Below are 16284 nucleotides of genomic sequence, written 5' to 3'. Positions count from 1 at the left end.
GGTGCGGTGGTGCGGCGGGTTGTTCGGCGGGCGTCGCTCAGGAGTGGAACGGAAGCCCGGCGTCGGCCACCAGGTCCAGGTCCTCGGTGTCCTCGGCGGGCAGCAGGGTCGGCGTGCCGTCGGTGACGGGGACGACGCCCAGCTCCAGCAGTTCGGCCATGGCGGCGCTCCCGGCCATGTCGCGCACCTGGAGCTGGTAGCGGGCCGTGGTGCGGTAGGTGCCGCCGTTGTCGTCGCCGGTGCGCTGCAGGAACCCGGAGTCGGTGAGGAAGGTGACGGCCTTGGCGACGATGCCGGTGGTCGAACCGGCGAGCCGGCGGGCGTCCTTGGTCGCGCCGGTGGCGCTGCGTCTGGCCCAGATCCGCCAGGCGGCCTCCAGGCCGGGCGCGTCGGTGACCGGGTCGGTGTTCTCACCCTGTTCGGCGGCCCGCTCCTCCAGACGGCGGCAGGCCTGCCGGACGAAGGCGTCCACGCCGTTGACGGTGACGCGGCCGATGTAGCCGTCGTCGGCGAGGTCCTCGGGGCGCGGGAAGGCGAGGGCCGCCACGGCGAGATGGGCGAGGCCGTGCAGGAAGCGGTCGCCGGAGTCGGCGGAGGCGCGACGCGCGTAGTCGCCCATGCGGACGGCGAAGACGGAGTCCTCGGCGGCGGTCACGGCCATGCCGGCGCGCGGGGACACCTCCAGCACCACCAGACCGAGGCCGGCGGCGACGGCGTCGGCGAGCCGGGCGAACGGCGGGTCCTCGCGGTAACGGCGCAGCAGGTCGGCGTACTCCTGGTCGCGGGCCGGCTGGAGCTTGGGCTGCAGGCCGAAGGCGACGAGCCGGGCCGCGTCGGCGGCGTCGGCGGGGGTGACGGCGGCGGCCGCCGGGGCGGGTCCGGCTTCCGGCTCACTCCACTCGACGTGCTCGGTCACGGCTGTCGCTCCTTGTCGTGCGGGGCATGCGGGTCGTGCGGGTCGTGCGGGTCGTGCGGGTCGTGCCGGTGGTGCGGTTCGTACAGGTCGTGCCGGTCGCGAAACCGCGGCAGGTGGTGCGAGTCGTACAACCGCGGCAGGCCGGGCCGGTCGTACCACTGCGGCTGATCGTGCCGGTCGTGCAACCGGGGCGCGCCGTGCCGGTCGTGCAACCGGGGCGCGCCGTGCCGGTCGTACAGCCGCGGCCGGTCGTGCGGGGTGTGCGCGTACCGGCTCATGCCGCTTCCGTCCGGTCCGCGGCCATCCCTGCCGCGTCCAACAGGGCCGTGCCGACGATGAGGTCGGCGCCGCCGAACTCCGGGTCGTCCAGTTCGGTGCCGTCGTCGACGGCGAACAGCAGCTTCTGCTCGCCCTGCCGGTAGGCGGTGCCGAAGGGCGGGCTGGCCGCGTGCACGGCCAGCAGCGCGACCAGGTACGGAAGGTCGGGGTCCTTGGTACGGGCCTCGGCGAGCAGGCCGGACAGCCGGCGGGGCGCGTCGTGCGGCAGGTCGAGCAGCTCCTGCGCGGCGGCCATCTGCTCCTCGCTGAACCGGCTGTCGTCGGGCGTGGCGACGAGATCGGGCTCGGGCATCTCGGCGCCGAGGTGCTCACGTTCGACGGGCGGGGTCAGCAGTATGTCGACCAGGTCGCCGACCCTGACGGCCACCGGCGTGCGCAGGCCGGTGCCGCGGTGGAAGAACGCGTCCGTCACGCGCGTGGCCTGCTCCAGCGGCAGCGGCAGGGTCGGCGCGAGGAGGTGGCCGTACAGGTCGAGTCCGGAGGTGGTCAGCGGCGTGGCGAAGGCCTGCCGGTCCTGTTCGGCGCGGAAGAGGGGGCCGGCTTCCAGCAGGCGGGACTGCAGCTGGGTGTGGCGGCGGATGCAGTCCTTGACGATGTCGACGAGTTCGGCGGCGCGCCGCTTCTGCTCGGGGTCCTCGGACTCGTCGCGGGCCTTGCGGATGTTGGTGAGGATCGCGTTCTCGTGGCGGTACCGCTCGGCGACGTGGTCGAGGGCCTCGGCGATCATGTCGGGTACGGCGTTGAGCCAGTCCACCGCGCGGACGTTGCGCCGGGTCGCGTCCAGGGCGCGGCGCAGGGTCTCGGAGTACTGCACCGTCCGGTAGCGGGCCTGCTCGGCGGCGAGCTGGGCATCGGCCAGCCGGCCGCGGCTGATCAGGACCTCGAGCTTGACCTCGGCGGCGATCTGGGCGCTGGTGACGTCGGTGTCGAGGGCTCCGACGAGGACGTTGACGGCTTCGTCGGTGGTGCGCAGATAGACCGTGCCGCCGGGCCCCGGGACCTCTTCGATCAGCTTGAAGTCGTAGTCGCGGCGGACATAGGCGCCGTCGGCGGCGAAGGTGCCGTACACCGCGCGGAAGCCGCGGTCGACGCTGCCGACGTTGATCAGGTTCTCCAGGACCCAGCGGGCCACCCGCTCGTGCTCGGCGGACGGGCGCTGCGGGGCCTGGGCGCCGATGCGCGGGATCAGCCGGGCGACGATCTGCTCGTGGTCGGCGCCCGTGTCGAAGTCCATGTTGAGTGTGACGAGGTCGATGGCGGCGAGGGCGAGCTCCGCCATGCCGTACACCGAGTACTCACCGGCGAGGTTGGCCTTGCGCGCGTCGAGGTCGTGGATCGGCGCGGTGCACGCGAGCGCGCGCAGCCGGCGCGCCAGGCCCTCGTCGGCGGCCGGGCCCGGTGCGGGGCGCGGCCCCGCGCTGAGCTGGGGCGGAGCGCTGTCCGTCGATGCAGGCGAAGTCACGGTGCACAGACTAGGTCCTTGGTCTGACAACAGCCCAAACGAGCGGCTCCGCCGGGGAGCGCCGGGTATGTGCGGTTGTCTCGGGGGCGGGCCCGGTTGTGGCCGGTCGCGCGCTTCCCGCGCCCCTGAGGTGTTCGGCCGGCCTCAGTCCGGAAGGGGGCCGTCGGTTCCGACTCGTCGCCGGTAGACCTCGACCACCCGGTCCAGGGAGTCGCGCAGGTACACGGCGAGCAGCTGTTCCGCGCCCGCCTTGTCCCCGTTCCTCATGGTTTGCAGGATCTGCCGGTTGCGTGCCAGATACGGTTCGTGGAGCTGCCGTGGGTCGTCTACCACGTGGAACGCCAGACGGAGTTCGGCGAAGACGCTGCGCATGAGCTCGTCGGCGCGTTCGCTGCCGGCCAGGGCGACGAGTTCGCGGTGGAAGTGGATGTTCGCGGTCCCCAGCGATTTCCAGTCGTTCTCCGCGCCGGCCCTCTCCCCCTCGGCCACCGCGGCGGCGAGACCGTCGAGGGCGTACGGCGGGTCGCCGAGGCCCCGTACGACCGCGCACTCCACCAACGCGCGCGTGCGGTAGATGTCCTCCACGTCCTCGACGGTCAGGACCCTGACGAAGACCCCTCGGTTGAGTTCGTGGACGAGCAGGCGCTCGTGGGTGAGCAGCCGGAACGCCTCGCGCAGTGTGTTGCGGGACACACCGAGCGCGCCGCCGATGCTGTCCTCCGACAACCGGGTGCCGGGCGGGAAGAAGCCGTCGGCGATCCGGCTCCGGAGGATGTCCGAGACCCGCTCGGCCGTACTGGTGCGGCCCAGGAGGGCGCGGTCGTCGGCCAGTGACGCCAGCTGCTCTGCCATGCCCGGAATTCAATCGCACCTCCAGGGGCGAGACAACGGGGGTATTGAAGGATCGTTGAACGATCCTCTACGGTGCTGCGCACGGCTCTTCCCGATGCTCCTCCGTCACCCCTGAGCGAGGTGTCCATGAGCACGACCCCTCCACCCCGGGCAGCCACCGCCGACGCGCATTCGGCCGCGGCGCAACCCGGTGTCTCCGACGGCGCGTTCGGCTGGTTGCGCGCCCTCGGGCCGCGCGGTCGGCGCGCCTTCGCGGGCGCGTTCGGCGGCTATGCGCTCGATTCCTACGACTACTTCACGCTCCCGCTGAGCATGGTCGCGCTGTCCGCGTACTTCGGCCTGGACAGCGGCCAGACCGGCCTGTTCACCACGGTGACCCTCGTCGTCTCCGCGGTCGGCGGCGCCCTCGCCGGCATGCTCGCGGACCGGGTGGGCCGGGTGCGGGCGCTGCTGCTCACCGTGATCACCTACGCCGTCTTCACGGTCGCCTGCGGCTTCGCGCCCGACTTCGAGACCTTGCTCGTCTTCCGCGCGCTGCAGGGCCTCGGCTTCGGCGGCGAGTGGGCGGTCGGTGCGATCCTGGTCGCCGAGTACGCGAGCGCCCGGCACCGCGGCCGCACCCTCGGCGCCGTACAGAGCGCCTGGGCGGCCGGCTGGGCGCTGGCCGTGGTCGTGTACACGCTGGTGTTCTCGTTCGTCGACGACGCTCTCGCCTGGCGAGTGATGTTCTGGACCGGCGCGCTGCCCGCCCTGCTCGTGGTCTGGGTACGGCGCCGGGTGCACGACGCGCCACAGGCCACCGCAGCACGCGAACACAGCGGGCGGAAGGGGTCCTTCGCGGCCATCTTCAAGCCGGGTCTGCTGCGCACCACCGTCTTCGCCGGCCTGCTGTCGACCGGCGTCCAGGGCGGGTACTACACGCTGGCCACCTGGGTGCCGACCTATCTGAAGTCCGAGCGCGGTCTGTCCGTCGTCGGCACCGGTGGGTACCTCGCCTTCCTGATCTCCGGCGCGTTCACCGGCTACCTCACCGGCGGCTATCTGACGGACCGGCTGGGCCGACGGCGCAACATCTGGCTGTTCGCCCTGCTGTCCGCGCTGTGCATCGCGGTCTACGCGAACATCCCGAGCGGCGCCGACACCCTGCTGCTGGTGCTCGGCTTCCCCCTCGGGTTCTGCATGTCGGCCATCTTCAGCGGCTTCGGGTCGTACTTGAGCGAGCTGTACCCGACGGCCGTGCGCGGCACCGGCCAGGGCTTCACCTACAACACCGGCCGCGCCGTGGGCGCGGTGTTCCCGACCACGGTCGGCTTCCTGGCGGACAGCTGGGGCGTGGGCGGCGCGCTGGTCTTCGGCGCGATCGGTTACGGACTGGCCGCCGTCGCCCTGCTGGGGCTTCCGGAGACGCGCGGGAAGGAACTGGTGTGAACCGCACGGACGACAGCACGGCCTTCCACGACAGCACGGACGACAACACGGCTTGCCGCGACAGCACGGACGACAACACGGCCCTTCACGACGTCACCCACGCCGGCACAGTCCTCCGCTGCGGCACCCACGACAGCGCGCCCCCCTCCGCGGGCGCCGACGACCGTCCCGTCACCCTCGTCCACCCGCACGCGCACGCGTGGAGCCCTGCGGGCGCGCGCGCCCGCTTCCGGGCGGGGCTGTCCGGCCCGACCGCCGGTGTCGCCGCCGGCCACACGCAGGTCAACCTGATCTCGGTCCCGGCCGACTGGGCGTACGACACGCTGCTGTTCTGCACCCGCAACCCCAAGCCGTGCCCGGTCCTCGACGTCACCGACGCCGGTTCGTGGACGACCACGCTCGCCGACGGGGCCGACCTGCGCACCGATCTGCCGCGCTACCGGGTGTGGGAACACGGCCGGCTGGTGGACGAGCCGACCGACGTGCGGGCGTACTGGCGCGAGGACCTGGTGTCGTTCCTCATCGGATGCAGCTTCACCTTCGAATGGGCGCTGACCTCGGCCGGCGTGCCCCTGCGCCACATCGAGCAGGGCCGCAACGTCCCGATGTACACGACGAGTCGGCAGTGCCGTCCGGCGGGGCGGCTGCACGGCCCGCTCGTGGTGTCGATGCGGCCGGTGCCGCCCGAGCACCTGTCGGCGGCGATCCAGCAGAGCGCGCTGCTGCCGGCCGTGCACGGCGGCCCCGTACACTGCGGCGATCCGTCGGCGCTCGGCATCGACGACCTCGGCCGTCCCGACTTCGGCGATCCGGTTCGTCTCGAACCGGACGACATTCCGGTGTTCTGGGCCTGCGGAGTGACCCCGCAGGCCGCGCTGACGGCCTCCCGGCCGCCGTTCGCCCTCACCCACGCACCGGGACAGATGTTCCTCACCGACGCCCGCGACGAGCAGTACCGCGTGGCCTGAGCATCCGGAAAGAATCCATGACCTCGCAATCGACGACCCCGATCGATCTGAACGCCGACCTCGGTGAGGGCTTCGGCCGCTGGGAGCTGACCGACGACGAACGGCTGCTGTCCGTCGTCACCAGCGCCAACGTGGCCTGCGGCTTCCACGCCGGGGACGCGGTCACCATGCGCCGGGTGTGCGAGCTGGCGGCCGAGCGCGGGGTGCGGATCGGCGCGCAGGTCTCCTACCGGGATCTGGCCGGGTTCGGGCGGCGCGCGATGGACGTGCCGCCCGCCGAACTGGCCGCCGAAGTGGCGTACCAGATCGGCGCCCTGGAGGTGTTCGCCCGGGCGGCCGGGGCGCGCGTGGCCTACGTCAAGCCGCACGGCGCGCTGTACAACCGGGTGGTGCGCGACGAGGAGCAGGCGCAGGCGGTCGTCGACGGGGTGCTCCTCGCCGACGCCACGCTGCCGGTGCTGGGCCTGCCCGGCTCGCGGCTGCTGGAGAGGGCGGAGAAGGCCGGGCTGCCCGTCGTCACCGAGGCGTTCGCCGACCGCGCCTACACCGACGAGGCCACCCTGGTGCCGCGCGGCCGGGACGGCGCCGTGATCACCGACCCGGAGGCGGTGGTCGAGCGGTCGGTGGGCCTCGCCCGCTCCGGGACGGTCACCGCGCACTCCGGGGCGCGGATCGAGGTACGCGCGCGTTCCCTGTGCCTGCACGGGGACACGCCGGGCGCGGTGGAGCTGGCCCGCCGGGTGCGCCGGCGGCTGGAGGAGGCCGGTGTGCGGGTGGAGGCGTTCGCGTGAGGGCGCTGCCCGTGGGCGACGACGCCCTGCTGATCGAGGTGGCCTCCGGTGAGGAGGCGGCGGCCCTGCACGCCGAACTGGTGCGCCGGCGCGCCGAGGGACTGCTCACCGTGCGGGAGATCGTCCCGGCGGCACGCACGGTCCTGCTCGACGGGCTGCCGGACCCGGCCCGCGTGGCCGCGGAACTGGCGGGCGCCGAGATCCCGCCCGTGCCCGCACGCGCGCGTGAGGTGGTCGAGATACCGGTCCGCTACGACGGTCCGGACCTCACGGAGGTCGCGGCGCACTGGGGGGTCGGTGCCGAGGAGGCGGCGAGCATCCACGCGGCGACCGAGTTCCGGGTGGCCTTCTGCGGGTTCGCCCCCGGCTTCGGCTACCTCACGGGCCTGCCGTCCCGCTACGACGTGCCGCGCCGGGGCACTCCGCGCACCGCCGTCCCGGCCGGTTCGGTGGCGCTGGCCGGCCCGTACACCGGGATCTACCCGCGCTCCTCCCCCGGCGGCTGGCAGCTGATCGGTACGACCGACGCCGTGCTGTGGGACCACGCGCGCGTACCGGCCGCGCTGCTCGCGCCGGGCACGCGCGTGCGGTTCGTGCCCGTGGGCGGGGTGGGTGCCCCATGACGGACCGTGCGCTCGCCGTCGTGCGGGCCGGGGCGCTCACGACCGTGCAGGACCGGGGGCGCCCCGGGCACGCGCATCTCGGCGTGCCCCGCTCCGGGGCGCTCGACGCGCCCGCCGCCGGACTGGTCAACCGGCTGGTCGGCAATCCGGCGGAGGCAGCCGTGCTGGAGACGACGCTGACCGGCTGCGCCCTGCGTCCGCGCTGCGCGGTCACCGTGGCCGTGGGCGGCGCTCCCTGCCCGGTCACCGTGGACGGGCGGCCGGCCGCCTGGGGAGCCCCCGTACGGGTGCCTGCCGGGGCGCTGCTGGACGTGGGCCCGGCGGTGCGCGGGGTGCGCGGTTACGTGGCCGTCTCCGGGGGCGTCGCCGTCGAACCGGTCCTCGGCAGCCGCTCCACCGACCTGCTCTCCGGGCTCGGGCCGGCACCGCTCGCCGACGGTGCGGTGCTCCCTCTCGGACCGGAACCGGGCGGGGCGACGGTGTCGTACGCGCGCGTGGACGTGGCTCCGCAGCCCTGTCCGCCGTCCGAACTGGTGCTGCGAGTGACGCCGGGGCCGCGCGACGGGTGGTTCACGCCGGAGGCGGTGCGCGTCTTCACCACGCGCGCGTACCGGGTCTCCGCCGCGAGCAACCGCATCGGCCTGCGCACGGAGGGGCCGGGGCTGGAGCGCGCCCGGGCGGGCGAACTGCCCAGCGAGGGCATGGTCCTGGGGGCCGTGCAGGTGCCGCCCGACGGACGCCCGGTGGTCTTCCTCGCCGACCACCCGACCACCGGCGGCTACCCGGTCATCGGTGTCGTCCGCGCCGCCGACCTTCCTGCCGCGGCGCAGGCCGTGCCCGGGACACCGGTGCGGTTCGTGGCGGTACGTCGCCGGTAGGACGTGACGTCGGCGGACGGACACCACTCCGGCCGACCGCGCGTGCCGTCGGCGCGCGCCGTCCCGGCCGGCGGCGCACCCAGCGGGCAGGGGGCTGCGTCAGCCGGCTGCCCCTCTCGGCAGCGCCTCGCACCCCCAGGCACGGTGTGCCGCCCCGCGCGGGCCGCCTACGCCGCCTCCTCCACCTCCCCCACCGTCAGCGCCGCCAGGGCCGCCGAGACGGCCGCCGAGGTGCGCAGGTCGAGGCGGGCGCTGGTGCCCCGGGCCCGGTGGCGCAGTTCGTCGGCGGCGAGGGTGAGCAGCTGCGGCAGCAGGTCGGTGCAGCGGCGGGCCACCCAGCCGGTGCCGGCGGTGGCCAGCCACCGCAGACTCGCCGTGCGGGTCGGCGCGGGAGACTCCGGCTCGGCCGAGGGCGCGGGCCCGCTCGCCAGGCCCGCCCCGGCCAGCAGGGCGTGACAGCGGACGGCGAGCTGCCGGTGACCGCGTTCACCGGGGTGCAGACGGTCCGCGCTCCACATCGCGCGGTCCCTGATCCATTCCTCGGTGTCGGCGTGCAGGTGCTGCGTGCCGTACCGCTCGGACAGGGCGTGCACGACGGCGTTCACCGCCCGCTGACGCCGGGCCAGCGGCCGGGCCAGGGCGCCGGGGAGCCCCAGCATGGCTCCCGGATCGGGCAGGCAGGCGGTGAGCGCCGTCGCCCCGTGCCGGGTGAGGGCGCCGTACACGGTGTCGAGACGGGCGGCCACCGCGTGGATGTCGAAGGTGCAGCGCAGGGTGTCGTTGACGCCGATCACGACCGACACCAGGTCGGGGCGGAGCGCGAGCGCGGCCGGCAGTTGCCTCTCCAGCACGTCCCGCGTCTGCGCCCCGCTGACCGCGAGGTTGGTGAAGTCCACGGGCGAGACGGACAGGGACGGGGCGAGCAGGGCGGCCCAGCCGCGCCAGGCGCCGTCGACCGGGTCGCCCACGCCCTCGGTCAGCGAGTCGCCGAGGGCCACGAACCGCACGGGTCTCATGTCACGCCCTCCGGCACGGTGGGCCGCGGCGCGAGGGGCACGTCATGGGCGGTGAGGAACGCTTCCACGGCCTGCTGCCAGCCGAAGCACTCGGCACGCGCGCGTGCCGCCGCCCGGCGCTCCGGCGCGGGCCGTGCCAGCAGCAGTTCCACGGCGTCCGCGAACGCCCCGCCGTGGTCGGCCGCGGTGGCACCGGCCGATCCGACGACCTCGGGGAGAGCGGAGGACGCGCTGACGGCGACGGGCGTACCGCAGGCCAGTGCCTCCAGGGCGGCCAGCCCGAACGTCTCGGCGGGGCCGGGCGCCAGGCACACATCGGCGGACGCCTGAAGGACGCCCAGCTCCCGCCGGTCGGCGACATGCCCGAGGAAGGTGACCGGCAACCGCCGCTCCCGCGCGCGCTGTTCGAGCCGGGCCCGCAGCGGACCGTCCCCGGCCACCACGAGCACCGCCCGGCGGCCGCGGCCGAGCAGCGTCTCCAGCGCGTCCAGGGCGGTGCCGGGGCGTTTCTCCACGGACAGCCGCGAGCACATCAGCAGCAGCGTCTCGTCCCCCCGCGCGTGCACCGCGCGCACGCCCGCGTCCCGCAGCGCGGGGTGCCGCTCGGTCAGGTCGACGCCGAGGGGGGCGCGTACGACGTTGCGGGCGCCGATCCTGACGAACTCGCGCTCGGCGAACTCCGTGGTGCACACCACGCGCGCGTACGTGTGCGCGGTGCGGATGTTGAGCGCGTCGGCGGCACGCCGGGCGGCGCCCTCAGGCAGGCCCCAGGTGCGCAGCACTCCGTCGGCGGACTCGTGGGAGACCATCACGGCCGGCACCCGCGCGCGCCGGGCCCATCTGCCGGTCCACCTCAGCGTCGTACGGTCGGACACCTCCAGGCGGTCGGGGGCCAGCTCCTCCAGGAGCCGCGCCACGCGCCGCTTGTCGGTGAGGACGCGGTAGCCGCCGGTGCCGGGCAGCACGGGCCCCGGCAGGGTGATGACACGTCCCTGCTCGGTCTGCTCGTCGCTCTCGCTCTCGCCGGGGACGACCAGGACGGGGTCGTGCCCGGCGGCCCGGTAGCCCTTGCCCAGCTCGCGCAGGGCCGTGCGCAGCCCGCCGGAGGCGGGGGTCACGAAGTTCGCGAGCCGGACGATCCGCAGGCCGGCCGTGCCGGCACCTCCACGGTCGAATCGGTTCATGCCGCCACCGCCGGCCTGCGCGCGGCCAGCACGTCGGCGTAGTGGCCGATCAGCTGGTCTCCCACGTCCGCCCAGGTGCGGCCCTCGACCATGGCCCGGCCGGCGGCGCCGAAGGCCGTGCGCAGGGCCGGATCGGCGGCCAGGGCGCGCACGCCCTGCTGTACGGCGGTGGCGTCACCGGCCGGGAAGAGCAGCCCGGTGTGGCCGTGGGCGACCAGGTCCAGCGGGCCGCCGGCGGCGGGCGCGAGGACCGGCACGCCGCTCGCCATGGCCTCCTGCACGGTCTGGCAGAACGTCTCGAAGGGGCCGGTGTGGGCGAAGACGTCGAGGGAGGCGAAGATCCGGGCGAGGTCGTCGCCCGTGCGGCGGCCCAGGAAGAGGGCGCCGGGCAGCGCCTCCTCCAGCCCCGGACGGCTGGGGCCGTCGCCGACGACGACCACCCGCACACCGTCCAGGCCGCACACGCCGGCGAGCAGCTCCACCTGCTTCTCGGGGGCGAGCCGCCCGACGTAGCCGACGATCAGCTCGCCGTCGGGGGCGAGTTCGCGGCGCAGCGCCTCGTCGCGGCGGTCGGGGCGAAAGCGGGCGGTGTCCACGCCCCGCGCCCACAGCCTGAGCCGGGGCACGCCGTGCTCGTCCAGGTCGCGCAGGGCGGCGGTGGACGGGGCGAGGGTGAGGTCGGCCGCGGCGTGCACGGAGCGGATGCGCCGCCAGGCGGCGGCCTCACCGGCGCCCATGTAGGTGCGGGCGTATCCGGCCAGGTCGGTCTGGTAGACGGCGATGGCGGGGATGCCGAGCCGGGCGGCGGCGGCCATGCCGCGCACCCCGAGGACGAAGGGGCTGGCCAGGTGGACCAGGTCGGCGCGGTGCTCGACGAGCGTCGCGGCCAGGCGCCTGCTGGGGAGGGCGACGCGGACCTGGGGGTAGCCGGGGAGCGGGAGGGAGGGGACGTGTACGACGGGGCAGGGGGCGGACGCGTCGGGCTTGTTCCCCGGGGCGGGAGCCGGCGCGACGACGAGCGGGGCGTGACCGCGGGCGACGAGGTGCCGGGCGGTCTGGAGCGCGCAGTGGGCCACGCCGTTCACGTCGGGGGGAAAGGATTCGGTCACGATGACGACACGCATACGGGTGTTGTCGCCGCGCCGGACGTGGCCGCGTCAACGTGGATCTTTCCGGCCGAGGAACGTCCTGTGAGCGTTGCGCTGCGCACCCGAGCAGGCCGGGAACCGGCCATGCCCTCCTGACGTACGGGTCACCCGGCGTTCACACGGCGGGCTGCGCCCCGCCGACGACCGGCGCCCCGTCCGGCGGTCTCGCCTGACGCCGGGCCGGCGAGCCGGACGGGCCGCAGCAGGCCCCGACTCGCCCGGCCGGCGGGCCGGGACGGGCCGCGTCACGCCCCGACGGTGGCGGGGGCACGGGCGCACGGCCCCGGAGGAACGCCGCGCCCCTCCCGGCCCTCCCCCGTGGCCCGGGGTCACACCGCCGACGCGTCCGGGCCGATCCGGCTGCGTACCGCCGTCTGGACCTCGTCCTCCTCCGCCGGGTCCGCGGCGAGTCGGCGCAGTCGTTCCACCACGCGCGTGTCGCCGGTCTCGGCGTGGCGCGCGGCGATCTCGCGGGTGGTCTCCTCGCAGTCCCACAGGCACTCGACGGCGAAGCCGGTGCCGAAGGAGGGGTCGGTGGCCGCCAGCGCGCGGGCGCAGCGGCCGCGCAGATGGGAGGAGGCGGTCTCGCGGTAGACGTGCCGCAGGACGGGTGCGGCGCAGGTGATGCCGAGGCGTCCGGCGCCGTCGACGAGGGTCCACAGGGTGGGCGCGTCGCAGCCCTCACCGCGTACGGCCTCCCGCAGGGCGCCCAGGACGAGCTCGTTGTCCTGGACTCCGCCCCGGCAGGCGAGGACGCGTCCGGCGGCGGCGCCGAGCGCGTCCGGCCGGCGGGCCCAGCCGCGGGCCCGGTCGACGGCGGCGACGCCGCGCATGCGTTCAAAGGCGTCGACGGCTGCCTCGACGACGGGCGCGGTGCCGCTCGCGACGGCGGTCTCGATCAGGTCGAGGGCGTCGGGATCGTTGCTGTCGGCGAGGTAACGCAGGGCGGTGCACCGGGCTCCCTCGGTGCCGTCCAGCGCGGCCCGCACGATCTCCGGCCGGTCCTCGGGGCCCGCGACGGCGGCGAGGCAGCGGGCGGCGGGGACATGGAGGGCGGCGCCGCGTTCAACGCCCTGCTGGGCCCATTCGAGGACCGCGGCGACACTCCACCCGGGCCGTGGCCCGGTCGGCCGCATCTGCCGTTGCCAGCGGTCGAACGAGCCGGCCTCGTGGGCGGCACGCACGCGTGCCGCGATGTCGGTGCGCGGGTCCTCGGCCCACAGCCGCCACGGCCGGGGTTCGAAGGCGTCACGCACGACGGCGGCCAGCGCGGCCTCGCCCTCGGCGTCGGTGGTGAAGCGGGCGAGGACGGGTACGGCGAGGGCGCGCAGCCCGGCGTCGTCGTCGCGCAGGGCGAGTTCGTCGAGCGCCCAGGCCCAGTTGGAGCCGGTGGCGGCGTAGCGGCGCAGCAGGTCGAGGGCGTCACGCCGGCCGTAGGAGGCGAGGTGGCCGAGCACGGCCAGGGTGAGTCCGGTGCGGGACTCGTCGGTGTCGAGGGCGTCCTCGACGTCGAAGAGGTGGGCCTCGATCTCGTCCAGCTCACCGGCGAGGTCGAGGAAGAGACGGGCGTAGTACAGGGAGCGGTTCTCCACCTGCCAGTCGTGGCGGGGGTCGCGCAGCACGCAGTGGTTCAGTGCCGCGAGCGCCTCGGCGCGGGGGGCGGTGAGCGCGTGGAGTGTGCCGTCGCCGCGGCCCCGCTGGAGCAGGCCGAGCAGCGTACCGCTGGGCGCTATGACCGGATCGAACATGGGAAACAGCCTCACATCAAGCGTCGACGCAACCGGGGACGTGCATTACCTGGCCGCGTGACAACACGTCGGGGCGCCCGCCGTTTCCTGCTTGCTGTAGACCATTTCTCTCTGCCTCTCGTCGGTGGCCCATGCGGGCCTCATCACGGCCCGCGCGGTGCGGCATCCCCTGCCCGGCCATCGCGTCCGTGAATCACGACGTCATGATGACCCGGCGGTTCCGCCCACCGCGACCGAAATTTCCGGCGGCCTGTTACCGCCTCCCCCGTGGTCGGTGTCCTATCTGGTCAAAATCCTTGTTCCCGCTGGTCGCAGCGGGTGTGTTCAGGCCGCGCCGAACAGTTCGAGCAGTTCGGTCTTGCCGAACATGCGCGCCGTGTCGACGGCCGAGGGGGTGCCCGCGGCCGGGTCGGCGCCGCCCTGAAGGAGGGCCCTGATGACGGCTTCCTCGCCCTTGAAGACGGCGCCGGCGAGCGGGGTCTGACCACGGTCGTTGGCGCGGTCGGCCTCGGCGCCGCGGGTGAGCAGCGCGCGGACGGTGTCGGCGTGGCCGTGGTAGGCGGCCAGCATCACCAGGGTGTCGCCGCGGTCGTTGGTGAGATTGGCCGGTACGCCCGCGTCGACATAGGCCACGAGCGGCTCCGTCTGCCCCTGCCGGGCCAGATCGAAGATCTTGGTCGCCAGCTCCACGACCTCGGGGTCGGGGGCTTCAGTCATCGGCCGGACCGCCTCTCACTGCGTTCTTGGGGACTGCTGTTGCCTGGCGCCGCCTCCGCGGCTGCGGCAGCGGCGTACGACCGCGAGCGGGCGCGGCCGTACGAGTGAATCGCCAGGGTACTGGCTCGTCGGTCACATGTCGGGCGCCGCGGGCGGCAAAGATCACCGACAGGTCCGTTCGACGCCAATTGTCCTGCTCGGACAGCGCAGCCGACGCTCCGCCGAGCGGGGGAAATCGTGGGAATTTCCCCCATTTGCACCTTTAATCGTATAGATACATCCTGTGAGCCTGGAAGTACTCATGGTGACTGTCCCCACCGAACACCAGGAGAGCTCAAATGATCCTGTCCATCTCAGGCGTCGTCCTGCTCGGCATCGTCGTCTTCATCTTCTTCCGCAAGGACGGCCTCAAGGCGTCGCACGCGCTGATCTCGGCGCTGTTCGGCTTCTACCTGGCCAGCACGGCGATCGCCCCCAGCATCAAGGCCGGCGGCGAGAGCCTGGCCAGTCTCCTCGGCGGCATCAGGTTCTGACGTCGTCCTCCCCGCCCGTACGCACCACAAGGAGGCAGCAGTGGCCCGGCGCCCCCTCCCCCGCATCCTGAGCACAGGCAGCGCGCAGATCGCCCGGAGCCGGGAGCTGGCCCGGACGGCGGCGGACAGCGCCACCGACGTCCTCCATCCGCTGATCACGATCACCCGCGGTCTGCGCCGGCTGGCCTCGGCCGGACGGCGCAGGTGGGCCGAGACCCCGAAGGACAAGCGCGGCCAGCTGCTGTTCATGGTGGCCGCGGTGGTCCTGGCCGTGGCCCTGGTGCCGTACGGCCTGCTGCTCGCCGTCATCACGCTGATGGCGGCGGCAGCCTGGCAGGGCCGTGACCGCACGCCCCCCGAGCCCGAGGGCCCGGACGAGTCGCAGACGCAACGGCTCAAGGCCCTGTACGAGGCCCTGGTGCCGTACTTCTCCACCGCCGAGGACCCGGCGCCGCTGTACGCGCACGGCGGCGAGTGGGAGAAGGCCTTCCCGGCGCACGAGTTCGACGGCTCGGGCCGGATCACCCACCTCCAGATCCGCTACCCCGCGTACTTCCCGGACGGCCGGGCCGAGGCACGCGCGCGTGTCGAGCAACTGCTCACCGCGAAGTCGGGCCGTGGCCGCGAGTACCACTTCGCCTGGGACGAGGAGGGCAACGAGCTGACGGTGAGCGTGCTGGCCCCGCTGCCGGCGGACATCGCGGCGCAGCGGTTCGTCACCACGCCGGGCGAGACGGTCCTCGGCTTCACGGACTCGCTCCAGGTGCAGCGCACTCTCCCGCTCTCCTTCGGCGACGAGCAGCGCGACATGCCGCCCGTCGTCTGGCGCACCGGGATCCGCTCCACCGAGCCGCACCTGCTGGTCATGGGCCAGCCCGGCAGCGGAACCTCGACCCTGCTCCGCTCGATCGCGCTCCAGGCCCTCCCCTACGGCGACGTCCTGATCGTCGACGGCGGCGGTACCGGCGAGTACGCCTGCCTGACCGGCCGGGACGGCGTGCTGGCCGTCGAGTGCGGGCTGAGCGGGGCGCTGGCCAGCCTGGAGTGGGCGGCCACCGAGACCGAGCGGCGGCTGATCGCCGCCAACCGGGCCCGCCAGGAGGGGCACCCGCCGCCGGACGACACCCGCCGTCCGCTGTGGGTCCTGCTGGACCGGCCGACCGCGTTCGCGCCGCTGGCCGCCGCCGACGGCCGCAAGGACCCGGAGGCCCTGCTCCAGGTACCGCTGCGGCACGGCCGTGCGGCGAACGTCACCGTGGTGATCGCGGAGCAGTTCGACAGCCTGGACACGCTGAGCGATCCGGTACGGCAGCACACACGCGCGCGTGTCGCCCTGGGCCCGGCGACGCCGGCCCAGCTGGAGGCCGTCCTGGGCGCGCCGCCGTGCACCACTCCGCTCGCCCACGTCCCGCCCGGGCGCGGCTATGCCCGTCTGGGCAGCGGCCCGGTGCACCGGCTGCAGGTGCCGGCGACCCCCGACCCGTACGACGACGCCACCAGTGACGCGCACCGGCAGGCCGTGATGGATCTGCTGCCGCCGCGTACGACCCCCGCGGACGGTGAGAAGGTGCCCATGGACAAGGACGTCCCGGAGGAGCCGCTCACCACCGAGGCCGCGGTGGTGGAACAGGCGTAGCCCCAGGGCCGTACGCCGCCGGAGGCGCCGCACGCCACGCACGCG

16 protein-coding genes are annotated in these 16284 nt (G+C 74.4%); 7 read left to right on the top strand and 9 right to left on the bottom strand.

All coding sequences use genetic code 11. The annotated features are described in order from the left end of the window. Window positions 1–37 precede the first annotated feature (37 nt). The 4 genes from AB0E88_RS30505 to AB0E88_RS30490 all read right to left on the bottom strand — a co-directional run bounded on the left by AB0E88_RS30505 (window position 38) and on the right by AB0E88_RS30490 (window position 3569). The gene (locus AB0E88_RS30505; RefSeq protein WP_361637354.1) at window positions 38–916 is read right to left on the bottom strand and encodes a hypothetical protein; all 879 of its coding nucleotides are present in this window, start codon (window positions 914–916) and stop codon (window positions 38–40) included. Next, window positions 913–1194 carry a hypothetical protein gene (locus AB0E88_RS30500; RefSeq protein WP_361637351.1) on the bottom strand — a complete coding sequence of 94 codons (282 nt, stop codon included), beginning with the start codon at window positions 1192–1194 and terminating at the stop codon, window positions 913–915. Before AB0E88_RS30500 ends, AB0E88_RS30505 begins: the two co-directional genes overlap by 4 nt. After that, the gene (locus AB0E88_RS30495) at window positions 1191–2717 is read right to left on the bottom strand and encodes a hypothetical protein (RefSeq protein ID WP_361637348.1); all 1527 of its coding nucleotides are present in this window, start codon (window positions 2715–2717) and stop codon (window positions 1191–1193) included. The genes AB0E88_RS30500 and AB0E88_RS30495 overlap by 4 nt, the downstream gene beginning before the upstream one ends. Before the next feature lie 144 nt (window positions 2718–2861). Then, the gene (locus AB0E88_RS30490; RefSeq protein WP_361637345.1) at window positions 2862–3569 is read right to left on the bottom strand and encodes a GntR family transcriptional regulator; all 708 of its coding nucleotides are present in this window, start codon (window positions 3567–3569) and stop codon (window positions 2862–2864) included. Between the two features lie 126 nt (window positions 3570–3695). Here AB0E88_RS30490 and AB0E88_RS30485 point away from each other — a divergent pair, with 126 nt between their 5' ends. The 5 genes from AB0E88_RS30485 to AB0E88_RS30465 are packed head-to-tail and all read left to right on the top strand — an operon-like array spanning window position 3696 to window position 8257. Beyond that, window positions 3696–4997, top strand: a complete 1302-nt coding sequence (locus AB0E88_RS30485; protein ID WP_361637342.1) for an MFS transporter — start codon at window positions 3696–3698, stop codon at window positions 4995–4997. Further along, window positions 4994–5965: a putative hydro-lyase gene (locus tag AB0E88_RS30480; protein ID WP_361637339.1), complete on the top strand. Its 972-nt coding sequence runs from the start codon at window positions 4994–4996 to the stop codon at window positions 5963–5965. Before AB0E88_RS30485 ends, AB0E88_RS30480 begins: the two co-directional genes overlap by 4 nt. Before the next feature lie 17 nt (window positions 5966–5982). Next, window positions 5983–6756 carry a 5-oxoprolinase subunit PxpA gene (locus AB0E88_RS30475; RefSeq protein WP_361637336.1) on the top strand — a complete coding sequence of 258 codons (774 nt, stop codon included), beginning with the start codon at window positions 5983–5985 and terminating at the stop codon, window positions 6754–6756. After that, window positions 6753–7379 carry an allophanate hydrolase subunit 1 gene (locus tag AB0E88_RS30470; RefSeq protein ID WP_361637333.1) on the top strand — a complete coding sequence of 209 codons (627 nt, stop codon included), beginning with the start codon at window positions 6753–6755 and terminating at the stop codon, window positions 7377–7379. The genes AB0E88_RS30475 and AB0E88_RS30470 overlap by 4 nt, the downstream gene beginning before the upstream one ends. Further along, entirely contained in the window at window positions 7376–8257 is an 882-nt protein-coding gene (locus AB0E88_RS30465) for a biotin-dependent carboxyltransferase family protein (protein WP_361637330.1), read from the top strand. The genes AB0E88_RS30470 and AB0E88_RS30465 overlap by 4 nt, the downstream gene beginning before the upstream one ends. A 167-nt stretch (window positions 8258–8424) precedes the next feature. Here AB0E88_RS30465 and AB0E88_RS30460 read toward each other — a convergent pair whose 3' ends face one another. From AB0E88_RS30460 to AB0E88_RS30440, 5 genes are all read right to left on the bottom strand, one after another. After that, window positions 8425–9273, bottom strand: a complete 849-nt coding sequence (locus tag AB0E88_RS30460; RefSeq protein WP_361637327.1) for an SGNH/GDSL hydrolase family protein — start codon at window positions 9271–9273, stop codon at window positions 8425–8427. Continuing rightward, a complete protein-coding gene (locus tag AB0E88_RS30455; RefSeq protein WP_361637324.1) occupies window positions 9270–10457 on the bottom strand; it encodes a glycosyltransferase in 1188 nt (395 codons plus the stop codon). The genes AB0E88_RS30460 and AB0E88_RS30455 overlap by 4 nt, the downstream gene beginning before the upstream one ends. Continuing rightward, window positions 10454–11581, bottom strand: a complete 1128-nt coding sequence (locus AB0E88_RS30450) for a glycosyltransferase family 1 protein (protein ID WP_361637321.1) — start codon at window positions 11579–11581, stop codon at window positions 10454–10456. Before AB0E88_RS30450 ends, AB0E88_RS30455 begins: the two co-directional genes overlap by 4 nt. Before the next feature lie 353 nt (window positions 11582–11934). Beyond that, window positions 11935–13353 (bottom strand): HEAT repeat domain-containing protein, encoded by a 1419-nt coding sequence (locus tag AB0E88_RS30445; RefSeq protein ID WP_361637318.1) that lies wholly within the window; start codon window positions 13351–13353, stop codon window positions 11935–11937. A 324-nt stretch (window positions 13354–13677) separates the two neighbouring features. Next, window positions 13678–14070 carry an ankyrin repeat domain-containing protein gene (locus AB0E88_RS30440; RefSeq protein ID WP_361637315.1) on the bottom strand — a complete coding sequence of 131 codons (393 nt, stop codon included), beginning with the start codon at window positions 14068–14070 and terminating at the stop codon, window positions 13678–13680. Window positions 14071–14408: 338 nt separating this feature from the next. Here AB0E88_RS30440 and AB0E88_RS30435 point away from each other — a divergent pair, with 338 nt between their 5' ends. After that, entirely contained in the window at window positions 14409–14603 is a 195-nt protein-coding gene (locus tag AB0E88_RS30435) for a hypothetical protein (protein ID WP_123759446.1), read from the top strand. A gap of 40 nt (window positions 14604–14643) precedes the next feature. Next, on the top strand, window positions 14644–16239 hold the full coding sequence (locus tag AB0E88_RS30430; RefSeq protein ID WP_361637311.1) for an ABC transporter ATP-binding protein: 1596 nt from the start codon (window positions 14644–14646) through the stop codon (window positions 16237–16239). The last annotated feature ends 45 nt before the right edge of the window (window positions 16240–16284 follow it).

Origin of the sequence: Streptomyces sp. NPDC028635 (genome assembly GCF_040637635.1) — a bacterium.
Taxonomy (GTDB): domain Bacteria; phylum Actinomycetota; class Actinomycetes; order Streptomycetales; family Streptomycetaceae; genus Streptomyces.
Note: the sequence above shows the minus strand (reverse complement) of the source record. Positions and strands in the feature narration are given on the sequence as shown.

Bases quoted from the DNA above. Each gene is read 5' to 3' on its own strand.
- AB0E88_RS30500 (WP_361637351.1), bottom strand. From the start codon at position 1,194: ATGAGCCGGTACGCGCACACCCCGCACGACCGGCCGCGGCTGTACGAC.
- AB0E88_RS30490 (WP_361637345.1), bottom strand. From the start codon at position 3,569: ATGGCAGAGCAGCTGGCGTCACTGGCCGACGACCGCGCCCTCCTGGGC.
- AB0E88_RS30485 (WP_361637342.1), top strand. From the start codon at position 3,696: ATGAGCACGACCCCTCCACCCCGGGCAGCCACCGCCGACGCGCATTCG.
- AB0E88_RS30475 (WP_361637336.1), top strand. From the start codon at position 5,983: ATGACCTCGCAATCGACGACCCCGATCGATCTGAACGCCGACCTCGGT.
- AB0E88_RS30465 (WP_361637330.1), top strand. From the start codon at position 7,376: ATGACGGACCGTGCGCTCGCCGTCGTGCGGGCCGGGGCGCTCACGACC.
- AB0E88_RS30460 (WP_361637327.1), bottom strand. From the start codon at position 9,273: ATGAGACCCGTGCGGTTCGTGGCCCTCGGCGACTCGCTGACCGAGGGC.
- AB0E88_RS30455 (WP_361637324.1), bottom strand. From the start codon at position 10,457: ATGAACCGATTCGACCGTGGAGGTGCCGGCACGGCCGGCCTGCGGATC.
- AB0E88_RS30450 (WP_361637321.1), bottom strand. From the start codon at position 11,581: ATGCGTGTCGTCATCGTGACCGAATCCTTTCCCCCCGACGTGAACGGC.
- AB0E88_RS30445 (WP_361637318.1), bottom strand. From the start codon at position 13,353: ATGTTCGATCCGGTCATAGCGCCCAGCGGTACGCTGCTCGGCCTGCTC.
- AB0E88_RS30440 (WP_361637315.1), bottom strand. From the start codon at position 14,070: ATGACTGAAGCCCCCGACCCCGAGGTCGTGGAGCTGGCGACCAAGATC.
- AB0E88_RS30435 (WP_123759446.1), top strand. From the start codon at position 14,409: ATGATCCTGTCCATCTCAGGCGTCGTCCTGCTCGGCATCGTCGTCTTC.